This is a genomic window from Oceanidesulfovibrio marinus (genome assembly GCF_013085545.1).
GTDB classification, from domain to species: Bacteria; Desulfobacterota; Desulfovibrionia; order Desulfovibrionales; family Desulfovibrionaceae; genus Oceanidesulfovibrio; species Oceanidesulfovibrio marinus.
In genome coordinates this window covers 1,917,563-1,942,914 of record NZ_CP039543.1, presented here as the reverse complement: position 1 = coordinate 1,942,914, position 25,352 = coordinate 1,917,563, and the positions used below count along the sequence as shown (strand labels likewise).

At 61.3% G+C, this 25,352-nt stretch carries 19 protein-coding genes and 2 tRNA genes; 9 read left to right on the top strand and 12 right to left on the bottom strand.

The genetic code is table 11. The features are described from left to right. Positions 1 to 22 precede the first annotated feature (22 nt). The gene (locus E8L03_RS08705) at positions 23 to 487 is read left to right on the top strand and encodes a hypothetical protein (RefSeq protein WP_171267115.1); all 465 of its coding nucleotides are present in this window, start codon (positions 23 to 25) and stop codon (positions 485 to 487) included. A gap of 131 nt (positions 488 to 618) precedes the next feature. Here the strand turns inward: E8L03_RS08705 and E8L03_RS08700 are convergent. Next, a tRNA-Ser gene (locus tag E8L03_RS08700) sits at positions 619 to 710 on the bottom strand. Positions 711 to 853: 143 nt separating this feature from the next. Between E8L03_RS08700 and E8L03_RS08695 the strand changes: the two genes are divergently transcribed. Continuing rightward, a tRNA-Lys gene (locus tag E8L03_RS08695) sits at positions 854 to 929 on the top strand. A 279-nt stretch (positions 930 to 1,208) separates the two neighbouring features. Here the strand turns inward: E8L03_RS08695 and E8L03_RS08690 are convergent. From E8L03_RS08690 to E8L03_RS08655, 8 genes are all read right to left on the bottom strand, one after another. Continuing rightward, positions 1,209 to 2,165, bottom strand: a complete 957-nt coding sequence (locus E8L03_RS08690; RefSeq protein ID WP_171267114.1) for an ABC transporter ATP-binding protein — start codon at positions 2,163 to 2,165, stop codon at positions 1,209 to 1,211. Between the two features lie 2 nt (positions 2,166 to 2,167). Continuing rightward, on the bottom strand, positions 2,168 to 3,724 hold the full coding sequence (locus tag E8L03_RS08685; protein WP_216367955.1) for an ABC transporter permease: 1,557 nt from the start codon (positions 3,722 to 3,724) through the stop codon (positions 2,168 to 2,170). A 98-nt stretch (positions 3,725 to 3,822) separates the two neighbouring features. Beyond that, a complete protein-coding gene (locus tag E8L03_RS08680; protein ID WP_144233624.1) occupies positions 3,823 to 4,824 on the bottom strand; it encodes an ABC transporter substrate-binding protein in 1,002 nt (333 codons plus the stop codon). Continuing rightward, positions 4,821 to 5,666: a sugar phosphate isomerase/epimerase family protein gene (locus E8L03_RS08675; RefSeq protein ID WP_171267113.1), complete on the bottom strand. Its 846-nt coding sequence runs from the start codon at positions 5,664 to 5,666 to the stop codon at positions 4,821 to 4,823. Before E8L03_RS08675 ends, E8L03_RS08680 begins: the two co-directional genes overlap by 4 nt. Before the next feature lie 253 nt (positions 5,667 to 5,919). Further along, a complete protein-coding gene (locus E8L03_RS08670; protein ID WP_171267112.1) occupies positions 5,920 to 6,858 on the bottom strand; it encodes a formate dehydrogenase accessory protein FdhE in 939 nt (312 codons plus the stop codon). Between the two features lie 64 nt (positions 6,859 to 6,922). Then, the gene (locus E8L03_RS08665) at positions 6,923 to 7,654 is read right to left on the bottom strand and encodes a 4Fe-4S dicluster domain-containing protein (protein ID WP_171267111.1); all 732 of its coding nucleotides are present in this window, start codon (positions 7,652 to 7,654) and stop codon (positions 6,923 to 6,925) included. Positions 7,655 to 7,674: 20 nt separating this feature from the next. Beyond that, on the bottom strand, positions 7,675 to 10,719 hold the full coding sequence (fdnG, locus tag E8L03_RS08660; protein WP_171267110.1) for a formate dehydrogenase-N subunit alpha: 3,045 nt from the start codon (positions 10,717 to 10,719) through the stop codon (positions 7,675 to 7,677). A 288-nt stretch (positions 10,720 to 11,007) separates the two neighbouring features. Further along, a complete protein-coding gene (locus tag E8L03_RS08655) occupies positions 11,008 to 11,442 on the bottom strand; it encodes a winged helix-turn-helix domain-containing protein (protein ID WP_171267109.1) in 435 nt (144 codons plus the stop codon). Between the two features lie 556 nt (positions 11,443 to 11,998). Here E8L03_RS08655 and E8L03_RS08650 point away from each other — a divergent pair. Together E8L03_RS08650 and E8L03_RS08645 are read left to right on the top strand one after the other, a co-directional pair. Then, positions 11,999 to 12,868 carry a transposase gene (locus E8L03_RS08650; protein WP_171267108.1) on the top strand — a complete coding sequence of 290 codons (870 nt, stop codon included), beginning with the start codon at positions 11,999 to 12,001 and terminating at the stop codon, positions 12,866 to 12,868. Positions 12,869 to 13,104: 236 nt separating this feature from the next. Further along, positions 13,105 to 13,806 (top strand): BRCT domain-containing protein, encoded by a 702-nt coding sequence (locus E8L03_RS08645; protein ID WP_171267107.1) that lies wholly within the window; start codon positions 13,105 to 13,107, stop codon positions 13,804 to 13,806. Positions 13,807 to 14,132: 326 nt separating this feature from the next. Here the strand turns inward: E8L03_RS08645 and E8L03_RS08640 are convergent, their stop codons facing one another. Further along, entirely contained in the window at positions 14,133 to 16,625 is a 2,493-nt protein-coding gene (locus E8L03_RS08640; RefSeq protein ID WP_171267106.1) for a plasma-membrane proton-efflux P-type ATPase, read from the bottom strand. A 297-nt stretch (positions 16,626 to 16,922) separates the two neighbouring features. Between E8L03_RS08640 and E8L03_RS08635 the strand changes: the two genes are divergently transcribed. The 3 genes from E8L03_RS08635 (at position 16,923) to E8L03_RS08625 (ending at position 21,084) form a co-directional block, all read left to right on the top strand. Next, on the top strand, positions 16,923 to 17,279 hold the full coding sequence (locus E8L03_RS08635; protein ID WP_171267105.1) for a DUF488 domain-containing protein: 357 nt from the start codon (positions 16,923 to 16,925) through the stop codon (positions 17,277 to 17,279). A gap of 224 nt (positions 17,280 to 17,503) precedes the next feature. Continuing rightward, positions 17,504 to 20,227 (top strand): PAS domain S-box protein, encoded by a 2,724-nt coding sequence (locus tag E8L03_RS08630; RefSeq protein WP_342356096.1) that lies wholly within the window; start codon positions 17,504 to 17,506, stop codon positions 20,225 to 20,227. Positions 20,228 to 20,538: 311 nt separating this feature from the next. Further along, entirely contained in the window at positions 20,539 to 21,084 is a 546-nt protein-coding gene (locus E8L03_RS08625) for a hypothetical protein (RefSeq protein ID WP_171267103.1), read from the top strand. Between the two features lie 85 nt (positions 21,085 to 21,169). On the opposite strand, the gene E8L03_RS08620 is transcribed toward E8L03_RS08625, so the two are convergent. Then, positions 21,170 to 21,628: a hypothetical protein gene (locus E8L03_RS08620; protein ID WP_171267102.1), complete on the bottom strand. Its 459-nt coding sequence runs from the start codon at positions 21,626 to 21,628 to the stop codon at positions 21,170 to 21,172. A gap of 118 nt (positions 21,629 to 21,746) precedes the next feature. After that, entirely contained in the window at positions 21,747 to 21,917 is a 171-nt protein-coding gene (locus E8L03_RS08615; protein ID WP_171267101.1) for a DUF1328 domain-containing protein, read from the bottom strand. 685 nt (positions 21,918 to 22,602) lie between these two features. Between E8L03_RS08615 and E8L03_RS08610 the strand changes: the two genes are divergently transcribed. Together E8L03_RS08610 and E8L03_RS08605 are read left to right on the top strand one after the other, a co-directional pair. Next, positions 22,603 to 23,733 (top strand): class II glutamine amidotransferase domain-containing protein, encoded by a 1,131-nt coding sequence (locus tag E8L03_RS08610; RefSeq protein WP_144233637.1) that lies wholly within the window; start codon positions 22,603 to 22,605, stop codon positions 23,731 to 23,733. Continuing rightward, positions 23,697 to 25,334, top strand: a complete 1,638-nt coding sequence (locus E8L03_RS08605) for a glutamate synthase-related protein (RefSeq protein WP_144233638.1) — start codon at positions 23,697 to 23,699, stop codon at positions 25,332 to 25,334. Before E8L03_RS08610 ends, E8L03_RS08605 begins: the two co-directional genes overlap by 37 nt. Positions 25,335 to 25,352: the final 18 nt, after the last annotated feature.

Sequence of the window (25,352 nt, the reverse complement as noted above, 5' to 3'; positions counted from 1 at the left end):
CTGTAACGTTGGAACAGCGCCTATGAATATCGAGTGGACCATCACCAAAAAGCGCGGGAACTTCCGTCCTGTCCTGAGCTACACCATCACATTGACCGAGTACGAGAAAAGCCTCGGCGTGCCGGCCGTGCGCATCGAGAGCCGTATCCCCAAGCCGCCGGACGCCGGACTGACCTACTGCTGGCCAGGCCAGAACGAGCGCGCCGACTGGTCGCCTGCCGAGTACTATCTGCTGATGACGCCGCCGCATACGGATGGCACCATCAGCAAGAGCCTCAAGCTACCGTGGCGTGAAGGGAACGCCTATCTGGAGGTGGAGCAGTCCTTCCAGAAGCTCAGGACCGCGTTCGAGTGCGCTCTAACGGAGTCCTCGGACAGTCTGCCGATGCAGGAGTCGGGCAGCCTCAGCATCTCTTCGGGGACCAGAGCGGATATAGCGCCGGCATTTGCTGCCGAACGCATCCTCAAGGCCGTTCGCGCAGGGTGAGGCGCCCTGAGCGTTCGCGATGCAACAAAGAGAGCCGACCTCCGCCCCATTGGAACAACAGGGCGGAATAGCGGCAATAAAAAAGCCTTGCTGCTCAGTAACGTGCTGAGCAGCAAGGCTTAAATTTCATCTGGCGGAGAGGGGGAGATTCGAACTCCCGGTACCGGGTTAGGGTACATACGATTTCCAATCGTACACCTTCGGCCAGCTCGGTCACCTCTCCGCGGAACAGGGACATTAATCATACCCACTGGCGGTTGGCAAGGGGAAAATTGTCTGAATTTGGCGATGGAGTGATTTTTTGCTCAATCTGGAATTGTCCTTGACGAGCAGCCAAGAGGTGGCATATTGAGATTGTTTCCACGCGGGTCGTTAACTCAGTTGGTAGAGTATCTGCCTTTTAAGCAGAGAGTCGCTGGTTCGAGCCCAGCACGACCCACCAGATATTTCATGAAGGGTTCCGGGGACATCTCGGAACCCTTTTCTTATTCCGGTGTGGGGCTTCTGCCCCGTGACCCTCTCGGCCTCCTGCATCGCGCGCGTTCAGATCCGCCCAGGCTGTGCAGCCAGGTTTCGGTGGGCGTTCGGCTACTCTCCGGTGCGAACTGGTATCCTCGGCGTCCGGGCGCGGCTTCCGTTCCTGCGCAAGGGCGGGCTGTTGCGCGTTGGCATGCTGCATCCGGAGACGCGTTTGCTGAAAGGGTGACCATTAAAGCGTGTATCAGGCGCCCACGCTCATATCCCGCCGCCAGTCGATGTAGACCGTCTCGCCGATGTCTCGCTGGCTGTCCGCGTTGCTGAGCACGTCCACCTCAAAAGGGCGCTCCTGCCCAACGTTCACGAAATAGGTGGTGATAGGGCCGCTGAACAGGCGTTGCTGTACACGGCCGGTGAAGCGACCTGGAGGATCGGCAAAGAACATGTCCTCCGGGCGCACCATGAGACGTCTGCCGTTTTCCCGGACAACGCAGACCCTGCCCAGAAATTCAGCCACAAAAGAGGTCGCCGGCCGTGTGTAGAGCGATTCCGGCGGCCCTGTCTGCTCGATGCGGCCTCTGTTCATGACCACCATGCGGTCGGACAAGCCCAGCGCCTCTTCCTGGTCGTGGGTGACGTAGAACATAGTGACGCCGGTACGCTCCTGAAGCTCCTTGATGCCCCTGCGCAGATGGAAGCGCAGCTTCGCGTCCAGGTTGCTGAGCGGCTCGTCCAGGAGCAGGACCTTGGGTTCGAGGATCATGGACCGCGCCAGGGCAACCCGTTGCTGTTCGCCGCCGCTGAGCATGGTCGCCTTGCGAGAGCGCAGGTCGTACAGGTCCATGGCCTCCAGCATGCGCTCCCCGCGCTTGAGAGCTTCTTTCTTAGGTATTTTGCGGAACTTTAACCCGTACACAACGTTCTTGAGCACCGTCATGTGCGGAAACAGGGCGTAGTTCTGGAACACGGTGCAGGTGGGGCGCACGTTGGGCGGCAGCCGGGTGACGTCCTTGCCTTCGAGCAGTATGGCGCCCTCTGTGGGAGGGATGAATCCGCCTACCATTCCGATGGTGGTGCTTTTGCCGCAGCCGCTGGGGCCGAGGATGCAGAGGAGCTCGCCCTGATGCACCTGGAGGTCGAGCTGATCCACAGCCGGAAAGCCGTCGTACTCCTTGCGTATGCCCTTCAGTTCCAGATACATGGCTATTGTTTCCTTTTCCGCAGATAGAGCCAGGAAAAGAGCAGGTTCACGGCCAGGACAGTGACGATGATCATGTTCGCCAGGGCCGACGCCGCACCGATACGCCCGCGTTTGATTTCGCCGAACATTTCCACGGTGGCCACCTTGGTGTCCGGAGAGATCAGGAAAATGATGGCGCCGATGGTGATCATGGTCATGGTGAAGGTGTTGATGAAGGCGATCAGGATCGCCGGCTTCATGAGCGGCGTCACGATGTCCAGAAACACGTTCCTCTCCTTAGCGCCCAGGTCCCTGGCTCCGGCCTCGATTTCGGGGCGACATTGTTTGAGCACGGCCACCCCGGATTTGATGCTGATCGGCAGTTGCCGGTAGACACAGTTGGCCACCACGATAAAGGCGGTGCCGGTGAGCATCAGCGGAGGATTGTGGAAGGCCAGAATGTAGGCGATGCCGAAGAACGGCCCGGGGATGATGTAGGGGAAGTCCGCGATGAAGTCGAAGAACCTGGCGCCGATAGGCCGTTTGCGCTCAAGCACGTAGGCCAGCACCGCGCCCATGGCGGCGCCTGCGATGCCTGCAATAAAGGCGTAGCGCAGACTGCGGAAAAAGCTGCTGAGCTTGCTCGCGCTGAGTGTCTCGAAATGCTTCAGGGTGGGTGTGAAGTCCAGCCCCCACGTCCTCGTGAATGACCCTGCGAGGATGGTTGCGTACTTGAGTATTTCAAAGCCGATATACCCCCAGGTGACCATGGCGAGGAACCACAGCAACAGGGGGGACAACGGCATGCGCTCGGCGCCGTGCTCAAATCGGGGGGTGCTGCTGCCGTAGCTGCGCCCCGTCATGAGCCGGCGGTAGATCAGAAAAGCTGCCAGGGCCGGTATGAGCAGTGTGATGCTCATGGCTGCGGCTCGGGGCATGTTGTAGAGCCCGACGACGCTGAGGTAGGCCTCTGTGGAGAGAACGGAGAACCGTCCCCCGATGATGATGGGCGTTCCGAAGTCGGAAAGCGACCGGATGAAGACCACCACGCCGGCCACAAGCAGGCCGGGCATTGCCAGGGGGAGGGTGACGCCCGTCAGGGCATGGAAGCTTGACGCGCCCAGGTCATAGGCTGCGTATTCCTGGTCGCGGTCCACGCGGTGCAGCACGCCGAGGATCAACAATGCGGCCAGGGCCGTGAACCCCGCAGTCTGCATCAGCACCACGCCGTGCCAGCCGTATGGATCGAGGGTCAGGCCCAGCATCTTGTGCGTCACCAGCCCGCGCCGGCCAAAAAGCATGATGTAGACCAGGGAAGAGACGAAAGGCGGGGAGATGATCGACAGAAGCAGAACCCCGAACACGAGCCGTTTGCCCGGCAGCCGCGTGTGGGTCAGATACAGGGACACGCAGGTCCCCAACATCACGGACAGAAGCGTGGAGAGGGTGGAGACGAGTACGCTGTTGCCGAGCAGACCCATCTCGTTGGTGAAGAGGTGCGTGTACTCGCTGAAATCCAGCCGGCCATCGATGATTATGCTTTGGAAAAAGACTGCCAGCACCGGCCAGAGAATGAACACCAGGATGCTTCCCAACACCAGAAGGCTGAACAGGCCTTCGGGCGTAAGAAAGAATGGGGCGCCCCTGAAGGACGCCCCAGGAATGCGATATTCTTTAGTTACTTGCTGAATTTTTCCTGCCACTTTTTGACAACCTCGGCCCGTTCCGCACCAGCTTTGACAAAGTCCATGGGAATGAAGTTGGAGGTGTCGACGTCCTTGAGCTCTTCAGGGGGCGCGACATCGTTTCTCGTGGGGAAGCGCGGGTCCTTGCTCTTGAGGTACTCCTGCCCCTCTTTGGAGAGGGCCCAGTCTACCAGGGCCTTTGCTGCGTCAAGGTTCTTGGCGTCCTTGAAGATCGCGACGGGCGCAGGCCACCAGGGGATGCCGTCCTTCGGGTAGACGTAGGTAATGGGGTAGCCCTGGGCCTGGAGCTCGGGCCAGACACCTGGGGCGAGCCCTACGATGGCCTCTCCCATGGCGGCGCGCTGGGGCGGTTCGGAGCCTCGCTTGGCATAGAAGGGGATGTTTGCATCGAGCTTGGCGAAGAAATCCCAGCCGTCGTCCATTCCTTTTGCCGAAAGCAGGCTGTAGAGAATGAAGTAGGCCGTACCGGAGATGGAGGGGTTGGACATGGAAATCTCGCCCTTGAAATCCGGACCGGTCAGGGCCTGCCACGTCTCGGGCACCGGGATGCCTTTTTCTTCCAGAACCCCCTTGTTGACCACGAAATCGACAGTGACCAGGGATATGCCGGTCCAGTAGCCGTCCGGGTCCTTGTACTTATCCAGGATGTACTCTGCCTGGGGAGAGCTGTACTGCTCCAGCAGCCCGTCGTTCTTGGCGGCGATAAAAGCGTCCACGCCGCCGCCAAACCAGACGTCAGCCAGGGGGCGACCCTTTTCCGCGCGCATCCGGGCCAGAACTTCGCCCGAGGACATGTCCAGCATGTTCACTTTGATGCCTGTGTCTTCGCTGAACTTGTTGAAGATGTCGTCCTTGGCATTGTAGGCCGCTATGACGTTGAGCTCCTGGTCTGCGGCCAGCAGCGGCGCGGCCTGCAGAAAAATGGCTGCAGCGAAAAGAATTGCCAGCAATTTGGCAATTGATCCGGATTTCATGACTCCTCCTCGAGTTGATGGTGCGTGGGCAGTAAATGATCCGCCTCGGCCAGGTAGTGGCGCAGCAGGTGCAAGGTGCGGATCTTCTCGTCGACATGGGGCAGTTCTATAAGCCACCAGTCGCAGGAGCTGTGCGCCAGAAGCGCATCCAGAAGGGGGCGGATGGCAGTCAGGTCTTCAGGGGCCGCATGCCAGGCAGGGCCCCCGCTCTTTGGGACTCTTTCAATGTCGTAGACGTGCGCGCCGCGGATGCGGGTTCCGCAGCGCCGGATAAACTCCAGTGCATATCCCGGCTTTGCTGCAGCTACTTCTGCGGCCCGGGCGTGCCCCACGTCCAGGGTCGCTTGCAGGCCGGACTCGCGCAGCAGGTCCCAAAAAGAATCCGGAACAGAGGTGGGGCCGGTGCGGAGATTTTCAAGGCAGACGGACACGTCATACTCATCGCCCACCATTGCCAGCGTGCGAAGGCTGTCTGCCGCGGTGCGGTAATTGAGGCGGCTATGGTCTTCCGCTGCCAGACCGATGTGCAGCGTAACGTGCCGCCCTCCAAGGCCGGCCACGATCTGAATGCAGTTGCGGTAGAAATCCAGCGCCTCGCGGGCCAGGGTGGGGTCGGGGTCGGCCAGCTCTCTATTCTTGAATGCCAGGTGGTAACGCATCAGGACGCCGGCGTTGAGAAGGTGCTCAACCTCCGGGAGTTCCTGTTCAACCTCGTGGAGCTGGACTGCTTCTCGGGAGAATGTGTACTCCGCCGCAAAGCAGTCGTGTACACGGCAGAAAGACAGCACTTCGCGTGCGGAAGAGAAACCTTGGGTGGTTATTGCCAGGTGCGTTTCATGCATGGTGTCATCCTGTGGTTGTCGGGAGCGACCCCCATGAATACGGAGATATTGTGCGTTTTTGCAGGTGTCTAATTGAAAGATTTGGATTCAAGGCGGACTCGCCATAGATGATCCTAATTCCCCAAATCAACAGACGTGGACAAAAGGACCGGCCCTTTGTCCGAAATGAGAAACCCGGGCTTCCTTATTCAGGAAGCCCGGGTGCGCGGGCGGAGGCAGCCCGTGTACGAGGTGGCAGGAGCGTTGGAAATCGTTATGCGGGCTGCGCCGGCATGTTCCAGGGCAGCTCGGTCAGGGGCTCGTACCCCTTTTGCTGCGCGACCATGTCCAGATGGAGCAGGGAGAGGGGCGCAAGCCGGTGATCCGGCGTGGTGATGCGGTCCCGCACGTCCATGGTCAGCATGTAGTGGTTGCACTCCCGGCAGAGCTCCACCCGTTCCAGAGTCTGGCCCTCCACGTGGTAGTACTCGCGGTTCTCCTGCTCGTCGTGGCCGCAGGACGGGCACACGGTCCGCCTGAACCGCCAGGTGTGCGCGCAGGACGGGCAACAGAGCCAGCGCTGGGCGGAGGAGTTCTTCAGGTACTCGGTGGGTTCCTGCTCGCCCTGCTTGAGCATGGACATGGAGGGCGTGCCGCCGCAGACAGGGCAGTAGCCCTTGTCCCAGAAGTTCCAGGGCACCTCCTCCAGCAGGGGAGCCAGGGCCGCGGCCACGGCCTCCAGCGCCGGCTTGCCGAGCCAGTTGAGCAGGAATCCGAGCTCGGCGGCGTCCATACCCAGGCTGTCCGCCAGACAGTCCAGGTCCTCGTCATTGCCATTGGTGATGAGCGCGGTGCAGGCGCGCACCGCCTTTTCGTGCTCAAGCGCCTTGCCGAGTGTGCCGGCGGCGTCTGCCAGGGCCGGGAAGGACTCCGCCAGGACAGGCAGCAGCATGGCCGCTGTTTCCTTGAGGCGGATATCGATCTCCAGGGAAGAGAGCTGCTCCAGGAGCGGCGTTCCTTGCCGCAGGCGGTCGATGTCGAGCTCGATGCCGGAGACGTCGGGCGGCTGGATGTGGGCCCGGCAGGCGGCCATGGCCGTCTGAATCTGGCCGAACGTCTGCAGCAGGGGCTTTAAGGCGGGTTTGTCTCGGGACATGATCAGGATCTGCCGACGTGTGGCTTCGGGCAAGGTCTGGGTGTCGGGCGCAGCCATTGGGAACTCCGTGAAAAGGTATGACCGCGGGGGGCAGGGCGCCCCCCGACGGTCGTGTATGTCGTCAACCCCGGACGGCCTTGCGCACGGGAGACGTCAGCTTGGCAAAGAGCTGCTGCCGGTTCATGGGCGCGGGCGCTTCGGACACGGCGTGCTCCCAGTAGCGGTCCGGACTGTAGCCCAGCAGGAAGATGGCGCTGGTGAAGTCCGGGTCGGCCAGCATGGCCTCGGGGTTCGTCTTGCGCACCTCGGCCAGGCGCTTCTCGGCCAGGGCCATCATGTCTACGCGCTCGCCGAAGTTCATGGTGCCTGTGCAGCACGTCTTTACGCACATTGGCACCAGGTCGTTCTGCACCCGTTCGATGCACATGGTGCACTTGGACAAAAGGCCCGAGCTGTCGCTGCGGCGCGGGATGTCGTAGGGGCAGGCGTCGCGCACGGCCTGGGCGTCATCAGCGCTGAGCTCCTTGGTCTTTTCCGTGAAGATCACGGCGCCGGTTTCCTCGTCCTTGAGGATGGCCCCTTCAAGGGCCATGTCGGAGACCTCTTTGCACGGCGGCACCACGCAGTGGCGGCACTGGTCCGGGAAGAAGTTCCAGTGGACCACGCCATCGCCGTCCTTGAACTCCGTGAAACGAACCAGCTTGTAGTTGTTGGGGTTCAGGTCGGGCGGGTTCTGGTGCGAGCCTTCCTGGTAGGTCTTGTTGGCCTCCAGCTCGTGCCACTCCTTGCACGCTATCTGGCACCCCCTGCAGGCGGTGCACCTGGTCGTATCGATGAAGAATGCCTTGGGCATGTCGTTCTCCTTGTATACCATCATTTCCTGGCCAGTTCGGTCACCTTGTCGGCCTTGCGGACATTCACGAGGCAGCATTTGTACTCGGGAATGCCGGTGTTGGAGTCGCCGACCGAAGGCGTCAGCCTGTTCGTGGCGTCGCCGCATCCCGGCGTGGTCCAGCCGAAGCTGTACGGCATGCCGACCTCATGGACAGTGCGTCCCTGGATCTTGAACGGCGTCATGCGCACGGTGACCATGGCCACGGCCTCCACCTTGCCGCGGGCGCTTTCCACGATGACCACGTCGCCGTTGGTGATGCCCTTTTCCTCGGCCAGCTCATGGCTGATCTCCACAAAGGACTGGGGCTCGGCCTCCAGCAGGTTGGGCGTGTTCCGCGTCTCGGCGCCGCCGCACCAGTGCTCGGTCACGGCGTAGGTGGTGAGCACGATGGGGAACTTGGGATCGGCCGGCGCGGTGAGCACGTCCATGTCGCTCTCAACGAACTTGTAGCAGGGGCTGTTGAGCTGCTTGGAGAACGGGTGGCTCTTGACCGGGGTTTCCACGGGCTCGTAGTGCTCGGGGAAGGGGCCGTCCACACGGCCGGGGCCAAAGAGCTGGCCAAAGCCGTGGGTGTGCATGATGAAGGGGTACTTGCCATCCTTATGCGCCATGGGCGCCCAGCCGCCGTCGGGCACATCGCCCACCCACTTCTCGCCGTTCCAGCTGATGACGGGCATTTCCGGGTTCCAGGGCTTGCCCTGCGGGTCCACGGAGGCGCGGTTGTACAGGATGCGGCGGTTGACCGGCCAGGCCCAGGAGAAGTTGGGGAACAGCCCCAGCTTGGCATCCAGGTCGTTTTGCGAGAGATCGCGACGCTTGGCCTTGTTGCCGCCTTCTTCGGTGTAGCTGCCGCCGAAGAGCCAGTTGTAGCAGGCCGTGGAGCCGTCACTGGCCAGGGCCGTGAAGCTCGGCACCTGCTGGCCCTTGGAGTAGCTCTTGGAACCCACCTTGGCGTCTCTGGTGAAGAAGCCGTTGTTCTGTTTGGCCACGGCTTCGGCGTCGTACTTCTCGGGCCAGGCCATGTTGACCAGGGGCTCGGGGAAGGCGCCGCCTTCCTTGGCGTACAGGCCCTTCACGCGGTTCATGATGTCCACGATCATGTCGCCCATGGTCTTGCAGTCGCCGATGGGCGGCACGGCCGCGTAGTGCCACATGAGCCAGCGGCCCGAGTTGGTGATGGAGCCGTCCTTCTCGCCGCGCTGGGCCGAAGGCAGGAGGAAGACCTCTGTCTGCACCTTTTTGGGATCCACGCCAGGACGCTGCCAGTTGTCCGAGGTCTCGGTGTGATGGATCTCGCCGACCACGAGCCACTCCAGATTGTCCATGGCGCGGCGGGCCTTGTGGGTGTTGGGCACGCTCTGGCAGGGGTTGTGCGCAAAGACGAAGCCGCCCTTGATCTTCTCCTTGTACATGCGGTCGTAGAAGTAGATGTAGGAGTAGTCCTCGCCGGGATCGCACTTGGGCACCCAGCTGTAGCAAAAGTCGTTGTCCTTGGTGGCGGCGTCGCCGTACCAGGCCTTGAGCAGGCTGACCACGTACTCGGGCCGATGCTGCCACCAGTTGGCGCTCTTGGGGTCGTGCGAGACCGGGGTGCAAGCGTCGAGGTACTGCTCCAGGGTGTCTTGGCCGGCCTTGGGCACCGGGTTGTAGCCCGGCAGGATGTGCCAGAGGATGGCCTGGTCTGTGGAGCCCTGCACGTTGGGCTCGCCGCGCAGCGCATTGATGCCGCCGCCGGCGATGCCGATGTTGCCGAGCAGGAGCTGGACCATGGCGCTGGTGCGGATGTTCTGCACGCCCACGGTGTGCTGGGTCCAGCCCAGGGCGTACATGATGGTGCCGGCCTTGTTCTTGGTGCCGGTGGCCGTGTAGGCCTCGTACACCTTGATGATCTTGTCCTGGGGCACGCCGGTGATGTCCGAGACCTTGTCCAGGGTGTAGCGCGAGTAGTGCTTCTTGAGCAGCTGGAACACGCTGTTGGGGTCCTGCAGGCTCTCGTCGCGGATCGGAATGCCGTTCTCGTCCATCTGGAATGTCCAGGTGGCCTTGTCGTAGGTCCGGGACTTGGAATCGTAGCCGGTGAACAGACCGTCCTGGAACCCGAACCCGCTGTTCACGAGCATGGGCGCGTTGGTGTAGTTGACCACGTACTCCTTGAAGTACTTATCGTTCTCCAGGATGTAGTGGATCATGCCGCCCAGGAAGGCGATGTCCGTGCCCGAGCGCAGGGGCACGTGGAAGTCCGCGCGGGCCGAGGTGCGATTGAACACCGGGTCCACGTGCATGACCACGGCGCCCTTTGCCTTGGCCTTGAGCACCCACTTGAACGAGATAGGATGGTTCTCGGCCGCCTTGCCGCCCATGATAAGGATGGCGTTGGCGTTCTTGATGTCGATCCAGTGGTTGGTCATGGCGCCGCGGCCGAAGGACTCGGCCAGTGCCGGCACGGTGGCGCTGTGACAGATGCGGGCCTGGTGGTCCATGTTCACCATGCCCAGGGCGCGCAGCATGTGGTGGTGCACCGCGCACTCCTCGTTGTCCATCTGCGAGGTGCCGGCCTGGAAGATGGCCTCGCAGCGGTTGACCACCTGGCCCTTGTCATTCTTCTCGATGAAGTACTTGTCCCGGGTGTCCTTGATCTTGCGGGCGATGCGGTCGTACATCCAGTCCCAGTCCTTCTCCTCCCACTTGTCGCTGTAGGGAGCCCGGTACATGGGTTTGGTGATGCGGTGGCCGCCCACGTGCATGCTGAGCATGGCCGCACCCTTGCAGCACAGGGAACCTTCGCTGACCGGGTAGTCCGGGTCGCCTTCGGTCGAGACAATCTTGCCGCCCTTGGAATGGACGAGGAAGTTGCAGCCGCAGGAACAAAACGGGCAGATCGATATGGACTCCTTGGCCCCTTCGATCTTCAACCCGGCGGCATAGGCCGTGGCTGGTTTCAGGTCCAACCCAAGCTGGCCCAGCGACAACCCGACGACCCCCGCGCTGGTCAGCTTCAGGAATCCGCGACGGGAAAAGTCCATATCCGCCTCCTTGTTACGCTGAACGTGTTCTGCGCGCATGGCGTGTTGCACGCGATCGATAGCGCGCGCCAATGCGCATCCTACTGTTGGTGCTGCCTGACCCGGGGTGGGGAGTCAATAGAGATTAATAATAATATCAATATGTTATATGTATTAATTTGAACACATATCAAGGCGGAAGGAGAGGCAGGGAGGGGGGCAGGCGCAACGGATTATTCGCCCGTTTCCAGGGAAGCGGGACGCATTGCCGAGACGGCCCCAGACCTGGGACCGCAGGGGGTGCCGCCGTCAGGCCGGGGCTTTGCTTTTCTCGCCTGGCGTCTGGTCGGCCGTGCTTGTCTGGCAGAGCTTGTTGCGCGCTTCCTCGAAGCTGCTCACGCTCCACGGGAAGATCATTTCGGCCTGGGACACGGCCTCCTGCTCCACGGCGTCGAACCAGTTCTTGAACATGTCGCGGATGATGCGGCCATGCTCCGAGAGCTTGCAGCCGTCGCGCTTGTTGACCGGGGTTTCGATCAGCTTCACGCCCAGGGCGTTTTCCGAGGCCTGCAGCTTGCCCCAGGCCGCGCGGTAGGACATGCCCAGACACCGCGCCGCCTTGCGCAGGGAGCCGTGCTTCTCGATCAGGTCGAGAAGGAAGACCCGGCCCGCGCCGAAGACGATCATGTCGTCCCCGGACTCGAGCCACAGATGCAGACGGACTGTGGGTTGCACGTTCTTCATTCTCCTCTCTCCATACTGTTTCAAACGTGCGCCTCGAACGAGACGCACACGAAGTTGCCGGCATGAAGCAAACCGTCCGCAATGGCGCCGAGCCGGCGCGGGCAAGGCGGTTCTTCATGTTCGGTTGAACATATGGGGAGGGGAGGTGGCGGGCAATGCGGCCTCAAAAAACAATGACGTGCTTTTGCACAAAAACAGGACAACGCGTGACACGTTTCATGCCGTTGCAGCAGAACCAGTAATTCCGCGACAGGGGACTGGCGTTATTTTCAACATAATTCCATGAACGCCACGCGATATGTAGAACAGGCACACGGCGTTCCACTCGCAGACGGTGCTTCCCCACCGGCTGATCAATACCGCGAGCCGCTCCTACTATGCGTAACAACGGGCGTGCTCATGCGGCCATTCATAAGCCTTTGAACGATGGGGACTTGGGGTTGCCGGGGCAGGACCGAAGGGGTTCTTGCTTTTTTCGTATAGGTAATTCAAATGGAACCATTCAGATTTTGCAGCACACTGTTCGGACCAAAAGACCCTCCTTCCGCGGTGTGAAATGGGCATAATTAGCTTTAATGAAATAGCTTCTTCCGAGAATGCGGCCCGGAAATACTTCCTGGGTTTTTGCTGGAAAAACCACCAGCGCTACTGCCCCCGCTGTCGGGAACGCAAGCTGTACAAGGTTCTGGACGGCAAACGCCGCTGCGCCCGCTGCCATTATACGTTCCACGACTTCAGCCAGCGCTTCATCAGGGGCTGCGGCTTCACCTTCCAGCAGTGGCTCTGGTTCCTCAAGCTCTTCGAGCTCAACGTCCACAACCAGCAGATCGCGAACCAGCTCAAGGTCTCGTACGCCACGGTACTCAAGGCCAAGGATGTGCTCCGCCGGGCCATTCTGGCCCAGGCGCCAGATGCGGCCGAGTACTACGAGCTGGGCGGCTGGCCCGGGCCGGGACGCCCCAGACCGGAGGACCAGCCCGTGGACTCGCCGGTCTTCGGTATCATGGAATTCAACGGCTTCATCCTCTGCGACGTGCTCCCGCACCTGGACCCGGAAAGCCTGTTCCACTTCCGCCTCAACTTCCGGCTGGCCATGACCTGCCTGGGCCAGGTGGTCTACACCGCTCCCTACCAGCAGTACTTCATGCTTGTCTGCTGCGGCCCGTCCTTTGCGCCCATCCAGCATCTGACGCACAAGGACGGCCGGCTGCCCGCCGACTCGCACGAGTTCTGGGGCAATGCGAAGCAGCACCTGCAGCGGATGCGCGGGGTGGTTCCGGCGCACTTCCCCCTGTACCTCAAGGAGTGGGAGCTGCGGCACAATTACAGGGACCAGAGTCTTGTGCCCATCCTGGCCTCGGCCCTGTGCGGGTTTGTGCCGCAACCGCCCGCAGCCGGGGAGTACCCGAACCCCGATCGACACTGACTGCACGAAAGAGCCGCCGTGGGCGGCTCAGGGGCAGGGGTATGAGACGGGCGCCCAGGAGCACATCCCCGGCCGCCATTTTTGTGCCGTTTTGGGCCACTCTAACGATCAAGTCGCCCCTGGTCGAGTTTGTTCATGTGTCTTCTCAATAGTAGATATGCGTGATATTGGCCTTCTATGTGATTCAGTTTTGTCTATAGTTGTCGATGTAAATAAAACTGAGTAAGGGGGCTTACATGATTCATGATTCGTACAGGAGCTTTCGTAGAGAGGCTCTGGAGGCGCGTTCACTCGATACTCTCATCGGTTTATGCAAGGGGATCGTTGCCGATGGGCAGGTCAATCAAGCCGAGGCTGAGTTTCTTTTGAATTGGCTTCGAGCTAATCGCGAAGTTGCACACATGTTCCCTGCAAATGTCATTTATCCTCGGATCGTAGAGTTCCTTGCCGATGGGTGTTTGGATAAAGAGGAAGGTCGGGAGCTGCTTTGGCTTTTGCGGCATGCATCAGGGGAGGAGGGGCAGCAGGCCCGCGTCAACATGTCAACAGCGATTGCTTTTGACGATCCACAACCAGTTATCGAGTTCGAGGGTTCCAAGTTTTGCCTGACCGGCCAGTTCGCCTACGGCTCGCGTAGCGATGTGGCCGATCGTATCCGGGCTTTGGGCGGTGTCGTGTCTGGCAACGTCCTCAAGAAGGGGTGCTACCTTGTGATTGGCTGCATGAGCAGTCAGTCGTGGCTTCACGAAACGCATGGCACCAAAATCACCAAGGCAGTGGAGGCTCGTGCTGCAGGCTGCCCGGTGGCCGTGATTTCAGAAGAACATTGGTGTGAGGAATGTCAGTGTACTGAAGGTGAAATCATGGGGACAGGCGGCTCGCAGGGTTATAGCGCTCAGTTAAGGCAGGTGTTCAAGAAAATGGGGAGCGATCCATGACAGTTTGGATTGACCAGGGCGGTTACCTCTGAAAATCTTCAAGAGTGGAGGGCATCATGTCGGACTACCCCGAAGTCGACCAACGGATTCGTGAGTATTTTGCAGGGGAGATTTTTCAAGATAAGCCGAAACGGTTTCCCATTGATTAAGCACTATTGATCATTAATAAAGCCGTAGAAAGTGGTTCTGACGTAACTATGCTTGCCAGTGTTTTCCATGACCTAGTCCGGGTTTTTATGACCGGCGAGCGGTAGGGGGATATCCAGGTTTTGCGGGTCTGAGGGAGCAGTGCTCCCCCAGACGAAATTTTTTTCCAACTCCCCAGCTTACGCGTTCGGGTGCAGCACGCGGTTGAGGCGATCCAGGGTCCGGCGGTGACGTGGCTGATTCTCCGGGGTCGAGAGGTGCCGGTAGACCATGAGCTTGGCGCGGTCGGCCACGAAGAGCCAGATCACGCAGTAGGTCCAGATGATGCCGATGTCCGACCAGGCCAGCTTGGCCACGAACCAGCCCATTCCCACAAAGAGGGTGGCCAACACCTTTGTAACGATGGCGGACCAGAGCATGATCGGCGCCGGGTAGGGCGGGCTCCAGAACGGTTTGCGCGTGCGGGTGACGAAGAGCGTCAGGTGCCCGGCCACGGCTAGCTTGAGGAAGACAAAGGACTGGATCTGGGCGATGTCGAGGTGGAGGTACGACTTGGCCAGGATGAGCAGGCCGAAGGAGCCGATGACGCCGGTGACGCCGAGCACGATGGCCAGGGTCATCACCCGCTTCATGTTCCAGCGCACCGGGTTCGGGTCCAGGTAGGTGTTGTCGTAGGCGATGGACATGATCGGCAGGTCGTTGAGCAGGGCCAGCAGGATGATCATGATCGCCGTGATGGGGTAGAAGTTGTAGACCAGGATGGCCAGCACTACGAAGAGCATAATGCGGATGGTCTCGGTGATGCGGTAGATGGCGTAGGAGTTCATGCGCTCGAAGATGCGGCGGGCGTACTCCACGGCGTCCACGATGACCGAAAGGCCCGGCGCCGTAAGCACCAGATCTGCGGCGGCGCGGGCTGCGTCGGTTGCTCCGGAGACGGCCACGCCCACGTCGGCCTGCTTCAGGGCCGGGGCGTCGTTCACGCCGTCGCCGGTCATGCCCACCAGGTGGCCGCGGTCCTGCAAGGCCTTGACGATGCCGTATTTGTGCTCCGGAAAGACCTCGGCAAAGCCGTCCGCAGCCTCGATGCGCTCCTCCACTGTTTCGCCCAGGTGGCTTACGTCGTCGGTGTCGGTAAAGAACTTCTCCGCCGGCACGATCTCCGTGCCCAGGCCCAGCTGGCGGGAAATCTCCCGGCCGATGGCCGCGTTGTCGCCGGTGACCATCTTGACCGCAATGCCGTGCTCGCCGGCCTTTTTGATGGTCTCGGCCGAGTCCTCGCGCGGCGGGTCGAACAGGGAGAGGATGCCGAGGAAGGTCCAGGGACCGTCGCCCTCGCGACGCGCCACGCCCAGGGTCCTGTAGCCGGTGGAGGCGAAGTCGTTGACCGCCTTCAGGGCTCGTTCCTTGTCGTCGCCGTCGAGCTTGCACAAGTTGATGATCACCTGCGGCGCGCCTTTGGTTACGGTGGCCTTCTTGCCGGAATCCTCCTCGATGGCCGCCTCGGTGCGCTTGCTGACCGGATCGAACGGAGTGAAGGAGGTCTGCTTGTAGGCGTCCATGGTCTTGGGGTCGTCCAGGCCGCCCAGGATGGCGAGGTCGATGGCGTCCTGGTCCTCGGCCTTGGAGGCCAGCGCGCCGGTCAGGATCAGCTCGGCGTTGTCCTTGGCCGCAAAGAGCACGGTGTCGCCCAGGGTCAGCTTGTTCTGGGTCAGGGTGCCGGTCTTGTCCGAGCAGAGGATGTCCATGCCGGCCATCTCCTCGATGGCCTCCAGCTTGGAGACGATGGCCTTCATGCGCGAGAGGGCCAGCGCGCCCACGGCCATGGTCACGGAGAGCACGGCGGGCATGGCCACGGGGATGGCGGCCACGGTGAGGATGAGTGAGAACTGGACCAGCTCCAGGGGCGACTCGCCGCGGTCCAGCCCCACCAGAATCAGCACGGCCACCAGGGCCAGCGTCATATAGATAAGGTAGTTGCCGATGGTCATGACGGCTTTCTGGAAGTGGGACGCGCCGCCGGCCGCGGCCACGAGCTTGGCCGTCTTGCCGAAGAAGGTGTTGTTGCCGGTGGCGGTCACCACGGCGACCATCTCGCCCTGCTTGGCCACGGAGCCGGAGTAGACGGTGTCGCCCTTTTTTTTGGAGACGGGCAAAGACTCGCCGGTGAGCGCGGCCTGGTCCACGCTGAGGTACTCGCCCTCCAGACAGGCTGCGTCGGCAGGGATCACGTCGCCCAGGCGCAGGCGGATGACGTCGCCCGGCACCAGGTTTTTCGCCTCGACCGGACCCCACTTGCCGTCGCGCAGAGCGCGTGCCTTGAGCGCCAGCTTGTTCTTTAGCGCGGCCAGGGCATTCTCGGCTTTGTGCTCCTCGAACAGGCCGATGCCCGCGTTGATGACCAGCAGGATGAGGATGATAATCAGGTCCGCCCAGTGGGCGACCACTGCCGAAAGCACGGCCGCGGCTTCGATCATCCAGGGGATGGGCCCCCAGAAGTAGCTGAGTATCTTCAGCAGCGGGTTGACCTCTTTTTCCTCCAGCGCGTTGATGCCGTACTGGTCCAGCCGCTTTTCGGCTTCCTGGGAAGAGAGACCCTCGGGAGTGGCGTGCAGCTCCTGGAGGATGGTGCCGATATCTTTGGGGGGAGTTTTGCTTGCAGTTTCAGCCATGTGTGAAACCTCGTGAATGATGGGTGCCCGAAAGTTTTCTCTTTTGAGTACCACAGCTCCCTGAAAAACGCACGAGTTGGCGGAGAATTATGACGGAAGCGCAGGTTCGCGCCATGAGGTCCGGAGGACGCGGGGCCAAGGCGGCCTCGCAGGCCGGACGCCATGGCGTGGCGGGGTATGTTGTCCGTGGGGAGTGAACGGCCATTTCGGCCGCGTCCTGGAGTGTGGTAGAATATCCGCAAACTGAGAATAGCCGGCAGCGCCCGCAACGGAGGCTGCCGGTCCAGGAGGCTGGACATGCATGAGATACGCGCCAAGCGGGTGTATGAGGAGCCGGACCCGGGCGACGGCTACCGGGTGCTGGTGGACAGGGTGTGGCCCAGGGGCCTTTCCAAGGAAAATGTCAAGGCGGACGAGTGGTTGAAGGACGTAGCGCCGAGCAATGAGCTGCGCAAGTGGTTCGGCCACGACCCGGACAAATGGCAGGAGTTCAAAAAACGCTACAGGGCGGAGCTGAAAGCACAGGAGGAGGCCGTGCAGAGCCTGCTGGACGCGGCCGGGAAATCCATGGTCACGCTGCTGTACTCGGCCAAGGACGAGGAACACAACCAGGCCGTGGCGCTCAAAGAGTACCTGCAGGCGCAGGGAGCCTGAGCCGGCTTGCATAGTGTCCGCCAGTTCACGTTGAGCAATGCCTGGCCGGATGATACATATATAATACCGAGGAAAAGACTCATAATTTCCGGCCGGGTCAGGTCACACGGTCGGGCAGTCCGGTCTCGTCCGGGGGGACGAGAAACGGTATTGGCGTTGGTTCCTGGTAATATTTCGTCCTGACGGCGGTGCGATAGAGCCCGCTACGACACATCCTGGGGGGGATGATGGGCGAATCCCGGAGTCAGGACTCGACAGGCCGGCACGGGGGGGAGAGCGTGTACCGGCGGATATTCGATGCCGTCGGCGGTGGCCTTGCAATCATCCAGGGCGGTTGCGTCAGACTGTGCAACCCGTGGCTTTGCAATGCCCTGGGCCACGCCGCCGATGATCTTTCTGGCCGTGAACTCCACGAGCTTCTCCATCCCGAATCAGGAAAAGCGTTGGCCGTCTGCAGCGATGATGTATCGCCGGCAGCGGAGCAAACACGCTGTTTCCGGACCGTGCTTTTCCGCACCGCAGACGGCGGCAGCCTGCGTCTCAAGCTCACCGAGTCGGAGTGCCATTGGGATGGCGAGCCGGCGCGCCTGTTGCTGTTGACAAAGAACGACGGCGCCGCGCCGGGACGCGACGAGACCTTGCGCTCCCTGTTCAAAAACGCGCCGCTCGGCATCTTCCAGACTACGCCGGAAGGCCGCTACCTGGACGCCAACAACTACCTGGCGGCGATGTACGGCTACGACTCCGTGGCGCAGCTTCTCGACGAGGTATCGTCCATCACCGAGCAAATCTATGCCGATCCGGCAGACCGTCGGCGGCTCGTGGAGCTTCTGGAAAAGCATGACGAGGTCTTCCAATTCGAGAGCATCCGGAAAAAGCGCGACGGCGAGGTCATCTGCACCGCTACCAACATGCGCGCCGTACGCAATGAATCCGGCCGCATCGACCACCTCGACGGGTTCACCTGGGACATAACGGACAACAAGCGCGCGGAAGAAGCGCTACGGGAAAGCGAAGAACGCTTTCGCACCATGATCGAAGGCGCGCCGGACGCCATCTTTATCCAGACGGAGCAGCGCTTCGCATACCTGAACCACAAGGCGATTGAGGTTCTCGGCGCGGACGATCCGGAGCAACTGCTCGGAGCCAACGTGCTCGACAGGGTGCATCCGGACTTCCATGCCCACGCCTGGGAGCGAATCCGGCAGATCAATGAAGACCGCATTCCGGTCACGGCGGCGATGGAGCAGAAGTTCATCAGGCTGGACGGCGGCGAGATATGGCTGGAGACCACAGGGCAGCCGATCGTCTACCAGGGCAAGGCGGGCGCTCTGGTCTTTGCCCGGGACATCTCGACACGCAAGCGGACCGAGGCCGCGCTGATCCGGTCCGAGCACAAGTACCACTACCTCTTTGAAAACGCCGGGGAGGGCATGTTCCTGGGCGACGCCGACGCGAACATTACGGAAGCCAACCCCATGGCGGCGTCTGTCCTGGGCTACTCCTCGCCGGACATGCTGATCGGAATCAATGCGCGGGACATAGTCCATCCGGATGATCTGGCCGGCCTGAACCTCGAAAAAAGCTGGGAGATTGCCCGGCCTGACGGCACGGTGCAGCTGGAACGCCGGTTTCGCAAGGCGGACGGGAGCTATCTGCCTGTGATGCTGACCAAGCGCATGCTGCCGGAGGTGGGGCCCGGCCAGCACTATGTGACGTTTCGGGATATCTCCGAACGTGCGCGCAAAGAGCGCGCCGACAAAGCGGCGCGGGAAAAGGCCGAGGCGGCGAGCAAGGCGAAGTCTGATTTCCTGGCGAACATGAGCCACGAGATGCGCACGCCGCTCAACGGCATCATGGGCATGCTGCAGCTTTTGCATCGCACCGTGCAGAGCGCCGAGCAGGAGGATTTGACAGACACGGCGCTGGAGTCGTGCCGCCGGCTGTCGCAGCTCCTGGGCGATATCCTCGATCTCTCCAAGGTGGAGGCCGGGCGCGTCACCTTCCGGCGCGAGCTCTTCGACGTGCGCGAGATCCTGAACGCGGTGGAGAAGCTGTTCGCTCCGCCGGCAACGCAGGCTGGCCTTGCGCTTCGCTTCCATGTGGACCCTCGTGCGCCGGCCATGTTGAGCGGCGATGAGAGCAGGCTGCACCAGATTCTCAACAACCTGGTGGGCAACGCCATCAAGTTCACGAACGAGGGATCTATCTCCGTGGACGTTTCTCTGCTGCCGGGAGGCGACACGGAAACGTGCCGGTTGCTCTTTGTGATTTCGGATACCGGGGTCGGCATCGATGACGACATGTTGAACGATCTGTTCAATCCCTTCACCCAGGCCGAGAGCAGCCTGACCAGACGCCACCAGGGGGCCGGGTTGGGCCTCTCCATCGTCAAACGGCTGGTGGCCAACATGGGCGGCAGCATCAGCGTGGACAGCACGCCGGGGCAGGGGACCAGCTTCTACATCTCCCTGCCGTTCGGCGTGGGCAAGGGCGAGTACCGCGTCAGGCCCAAGACGGAGGAGGTGGAAACACAGGAAGCGCCGTCGTCCCTGCGCGTGCTGGTGGCCGAGGACGACCGCACCTGCACCATCGCCCTGGTCAAAATGTTGGAGAACATGGGCGCCGCCGTCCAGGTAGCGGGGGACGGAGAGCAGGTGCTGGAGACGCTGCGCTCACGCGACCGATTCGACGTGGTGCTCATGGATATCCAGATGCCGGTCATGGACGGCATGGAGGCGGCCAGGGCCATACGCGACGGCCAGGCCGGCGCGGAGTGCGCCGACATCCCCATCGTGGCGCTCACGGCGTACGCCATGTCCGGAGACAGGGAGGTCTTCATCGAGGCCGGCATGGACGACTGCCTGACCAAGCCCATCGAGATGAACCAGCTCGCGACCATCCTTGCCAGGGCGGCCAGGGGCGTCATCCGCGCCGCGGACGAGTGATCCTGCCGGCCGTACGTGATAGTTGTGTCAATTATTTCCAGATTCCTTGCTTCAAGCAATCGCGCGGGTGTATAGAAGCCTTTGCAAAAATGCTTTTTGGCTCCGTGGCTGGGGCAGGCCGCCTCGTCCGAAGATTGCGTATTAATTGGATGTACTCCCTCCGGGCGAAGCTCGCCTTCCTTGCCGCAGACCAACATATCCATTTTTGAGATGGCTTCCAGTCCGCGACATCCGCACCCTTCTTCTGCCTCCGGATGTATTGGAGCAGGCGACGGCGTGGGGTGTCCGAATCACACAAAGGAGTTTGTTATATGCGCCAGTGGAAACTGCTGCCGATCCTGGCGGCCATGGTCCTGATGTTTGCTGCGCCGGGCATGGCGCAACAGTGCGGAACCCGGGAGGATTGCGCCCGGATGCTGGAGTCCCTTGTCAACGGCACCGTCAACCTCAATGGTAAGAGCGCCACGCAGGCGATGAGCGTAAACGGCTGCGAGTTTGTCCGCACCTACTCCCAATGGGCCGACGGGTGCACGGGTGACAAGTTCGAGTTCGAGGAGACCGACCGGGGCTCCTTCGCCACCATGTCCAGCGCTTTTGTGCAGCAGTATGGCGATCACGCCGCCAGCCTGCTGTTCGGTCCCGGCGCCGTGCAGAAGTACCGTCTGTGCGAGGAGTGCCGTGTCCGGGAACGCTCCATGACTGACGCCGGCATCGTGCTTCCGGCTGTGAACCCCATGGATGCGCAGCGCGTGGCCAATACCGCCTCCCGCCTGGCCGTGCTGTGCGGGGCGCGTAATGTGAACAAGCCGGACCCGGTGACCAACTCTGAAACGCGCCTGGTGCCGGTCCCCAAATAGCGCCGTCCGGCGGATGAACGAAAAAAGGCCGCCCCTTATGAGAAGGGCGGCCTCCAACCGGTGTGAAGGCTGATGGCTGTGGTTGTTACTCGCCGGTTGTCAGGGGCTCGAAGCCGACGGCCTTCGGGTCCCACTTCATGATCTTGGTGGTCAGCTTGTTGCCCACGGTAAAGGTAGCGGTGTTGGACACACCCTCGTAAGTGGCGGTCACATCGTAGGTGCCGTCTGGCAGGTCGGCCATGAACCAGGGACCATCCGAGATTGCATCCATGACGACCTCATCGCCCTTGGTGATGACCACGCCGACATCGCCGAGGTACTGGCCTGAGGAAAGGGCGAAGATCAGCTTGATGTCAAAGTCCTTTTCCATGGCGCGCATGGCGTCGCGTTGGCTCTTTCCGAACCCGCCGCTCACGGCGCGGCAGTTGGAAACATAATCATACGTGATAATGAGGCAGCGGCTGGGGTCCTGAGCAAAGGACGGTGCGGCGAAGGCGACGACCAGGGCGCAGGCCATAAGAGTGATGGAAAGACGTTTCATCATGACAACTCCTTGCATTGTTTTGAATACGTTATTTCGTGGAGCGATCGGGTATGATGCCGCATTGCATATATACCATCATGCCCATTTGTCAGCAGCGTTGCTTCCGGTTTATGGGTGCTTACATCCGTCTCCCACGGCCAATATGCATAACAAGAGAGATAATGAAGAGAATAAGGAAAACGAAGAACAGTATTTTTGCAATACCGGCGGAGGCAGCAGCGACACCGCCAAAACCAAAGACGCCAGCCACTAGAGCGATAATGAGAAAGATGATGACCCAACTAAGCATAGTGAGAACTCCTTTGATTCATATAAGCCGTTGCAAACTGTAAAACGAAACTGAAAGTAAGGCATTGTGGAAGATGATATAGAGTGGGGTGCGCCGCGTATGTCGGAGCATGCCAATGGATGGTATAAGATTTTTACCTACAGGCAGGGTAGCTGGCAGGATGATTTCGGTTAGACCGTCGGGTATCCGAAACAGAGTGTGTATCAGAGGGGTATAGGTGGACCTCGTACTCCATGACATTTACAAAGTTCGGAAATGCTCTGAATCACTTTGTCAAAAGTAAAGAATTTCAATAAATTAATAAAGTTTGAGAAATGCCCTTCCACTTTTGCTCATTTTCCTGTACCCATTTCATCCCCTGATCGTAGAAAGACGTCTCGCGTGTGCACTGTTCTCCAGCACCGCTTCTCGTGCGTCCGTTTCGACCAGGGAAACTCTCCCGGTTAACCGTGCGCTCCCGCAAAATCCAAGCCGCCTGCAGCGGCTCCGAGTGCCCGGCATCCCGGGGGCGCGTGTTCCATCGGTGTTTCTGCCAGCCACGTGGAGGGAGGCTGTGCGCAAGGGCTGTCCCGCCCTGCGCCGGTCTCGGCGGCACGGCGCCGCGCCGTTTTTTGACGAATGGCGCGGAAGGCACTAGATAGTTCTTTCATCCATAGATCACTTCGTTCGTCAGTGGGAGTCGCTCATGTGTCGATTGTTTTCACTCACCAGCAGGGACCCGGTCTCTCCGATGCTCGCCATCAATGCTCTGAACGTGATGAAGGAGGGGCATGACGGTTCCGGTGTTGGTCTCTACCTGCACGATCTGGGTGGGCCCTTCGGAGAGATGAAGGAAGCCCCGATTCTTTCGGGCATCTTTACCGAAGCCGGCCTCAAGCGCCTGTCGCAGACAGCCGCCGAGATCGGGCTGGACCCCAAGTACAGCATGACTTTTTCGCCTCAGACGCCGCCGCCTCCGGGCACGCCCAAGCGCGGCACGTACCTTGCCCGGGCCTATGACATTCCGGAGGCCTGGAAAGGGCTTCCGGCCGATGAGCTGGCCCAGGAGTACACCCGTTTCCGCCTCATGCTCCGCGCTTCCGGCGAGGAGCTCGGCGACATGCAGGTGTTCAGCTTCTGGCCGGACACCATCATGGTCAAGGAAGTGGGCGATCCGCTGACCGTGGGCCAGTACCTCGGTCTGGACAACAAGGACCTTGTGGCGCGGCGCATCCTCGCTCAGGGCCGTCAGAACACCAACTACGCCATCAACCTGTACGCCTGCCACCCGTTCTTCCTGCAGGGCGTGTGCTCCATGACCAACGGCGAGAACACGGCGTTCATCCCGATTCGCGAGTATCTCTCCTCGCGTGGCGTGGACGGCTACAGCGGCTATCAGTCCGACTCCGAGGTCTTTGCGCACATTCTGCACTTCACGCTCAAGCGCCTCGGCCTTGGTCTGGAGTACTACAAGCACATCATCACGCCGTTGACCGACGAGGAGCTGGAAGGCCATCCCGACCGGGAGAACCTGATCCGGCTCAAGCAGGCGTGCCGCAAGCTGATCATCGACGGCCCCAACTGCGTGATCGGCTGCCTGCCAGACGGCGCCATGTTTATGGTCCAGGACCGCAAGAAGCTCCGCCCCGGCGTTGTGGGCGGCAAGCCCGGCATCTTCGCCTTCTCTTCGGAGATCTGCGGCCTCAACGCGGCCATTCCGGACCGTGATCCTTCCAAGGACTTCCAACCTATGCATCTGGATACGGCTATCGTCCGTCCCGACTGCCAGGAGGTGACCATATGCAATCAAATGCAGGTCTTACCCCGTCTACACTAAGCCTCAAGGATCTCCCCTGGCAGATTGACTGGGATATCCACACCTGCACGCTCTGCGGGCGGTGCACGGCTGTGTGTCCGGTGAACGCCATCGAGCTCGGCGTCTTCCGCAAGCGGGAGCTCCACGCCAAGCCCGGCATCCCGGAAAAGCCGACCAATACCTATACGATCTACCACGGCATCCGTCAGCGCACGGACCCGGCCTACCGGTGCATCGGCTGCGCCATGTGCAACATGGTCTGCCCCAACAACGCCATCCGGCCGCGCCAGCTCTCCGAGAGCCCCATGCTCTGGTACCACAACAACCGCGGCGGCCAGCCCCGCACCCGCGGCGGCCGGCGCAACGAGCACGGACCCAACCTGCTGGACCAGGTCAAGTTCATCCGCATCTCCATGCTCACCGACCCGGCCCTGGACGCAGGCCGGCACGAGTTTGAGCTGAAGACGCTGCTGGGCCGCATCCTGCCGCCGGAAGAGGAGATCAACGCCCTCAAGACCGATGGCTGGACCCCGCCCGTGCGCGAGATCTACCCGCTCATCATCGGCGGCATGTCCTTTGGCGCGCTTTCCCCCAACATGTGGGAAGGCCTGTACATGGGCATTTCCTACCTCAACGAGGAGCTGGGTATTCCGGCGCGCATCTCCACGGGTGAGGGCGGCTGTCCGCCGCGTCTGCTGCGCTCGCGCTTCATCAAGTACGTCATCCTGCAGATCGCCAGCGGCTACTTTGGCTGGGACGAGATCATCCGCGCCATCCCCGAGATGCAGGAAGATCCCTGCGCCATCGAGATCAAGTACGGACAGGGCGCCAAGCCCGGCGACGGCGGCCTGCTCATGTGGTACAAGGTCAACAAGCTCATCGCTGCTCTGCGCGGCGTGCCCCAGGGCGTGAGCCTGCCCAGCCCGCCCACGCACCAGACCAAGTACTCCATCGAGGAAGCCGTGGCCAAGATGATCCAGTCCATGTACATGGCCTGGGGCTTCCGCGTGCCGGTCTACCCCAAGATCTCGGCCTCCAGCACCTCGCTGGCCGTGCTCAACAATCTGGTCCGCAACCCCTACGCCGCGGCTCTGGCTGTGGACGGCGAGGACGGCGGCACCGGCGCGGCGTACAACGTCTCCATCAACCATATGGGCCATCCCATCGCCAGCAACCTGCGCGACTGCTACCTGAACCTGGTGGCTCAGGGGCGCCAGAACGAGCTGCCCATCATCGCCGGCGGCGGCATCGGCAAGAACGGCAACATCGCCGCCAACGCCGCCTCGCTCATCATGCTCGGCGCCAGCGCCGTGCAGGTAGGCAAGTACATGATGCAGGCCGCCGCAGGATGTATCGGCTCCGAGGGCGACCGCTGCAACGTCTGCAACATCGGCCTGTGCCCCAAGGGCATCACCTCCCAGGACCCGCGCATCTACCGCCGCCTGGACCCGGAGAAGGTGGCCGAGCGCGTGGTGGACGTCTACCTGGCTTTCGACACGGAGATGCGCAAGATCTTCGCGCCTCTGGGCCGGTCCACATCGCTGCCCATCGGCATGTCCGACGCCCTGGGCATCGCGGACAAGGACGCCGCCGAGCGGCTGCAGATCAAGTACGTGGTGTAGGCGTATGACTCCGCGCAA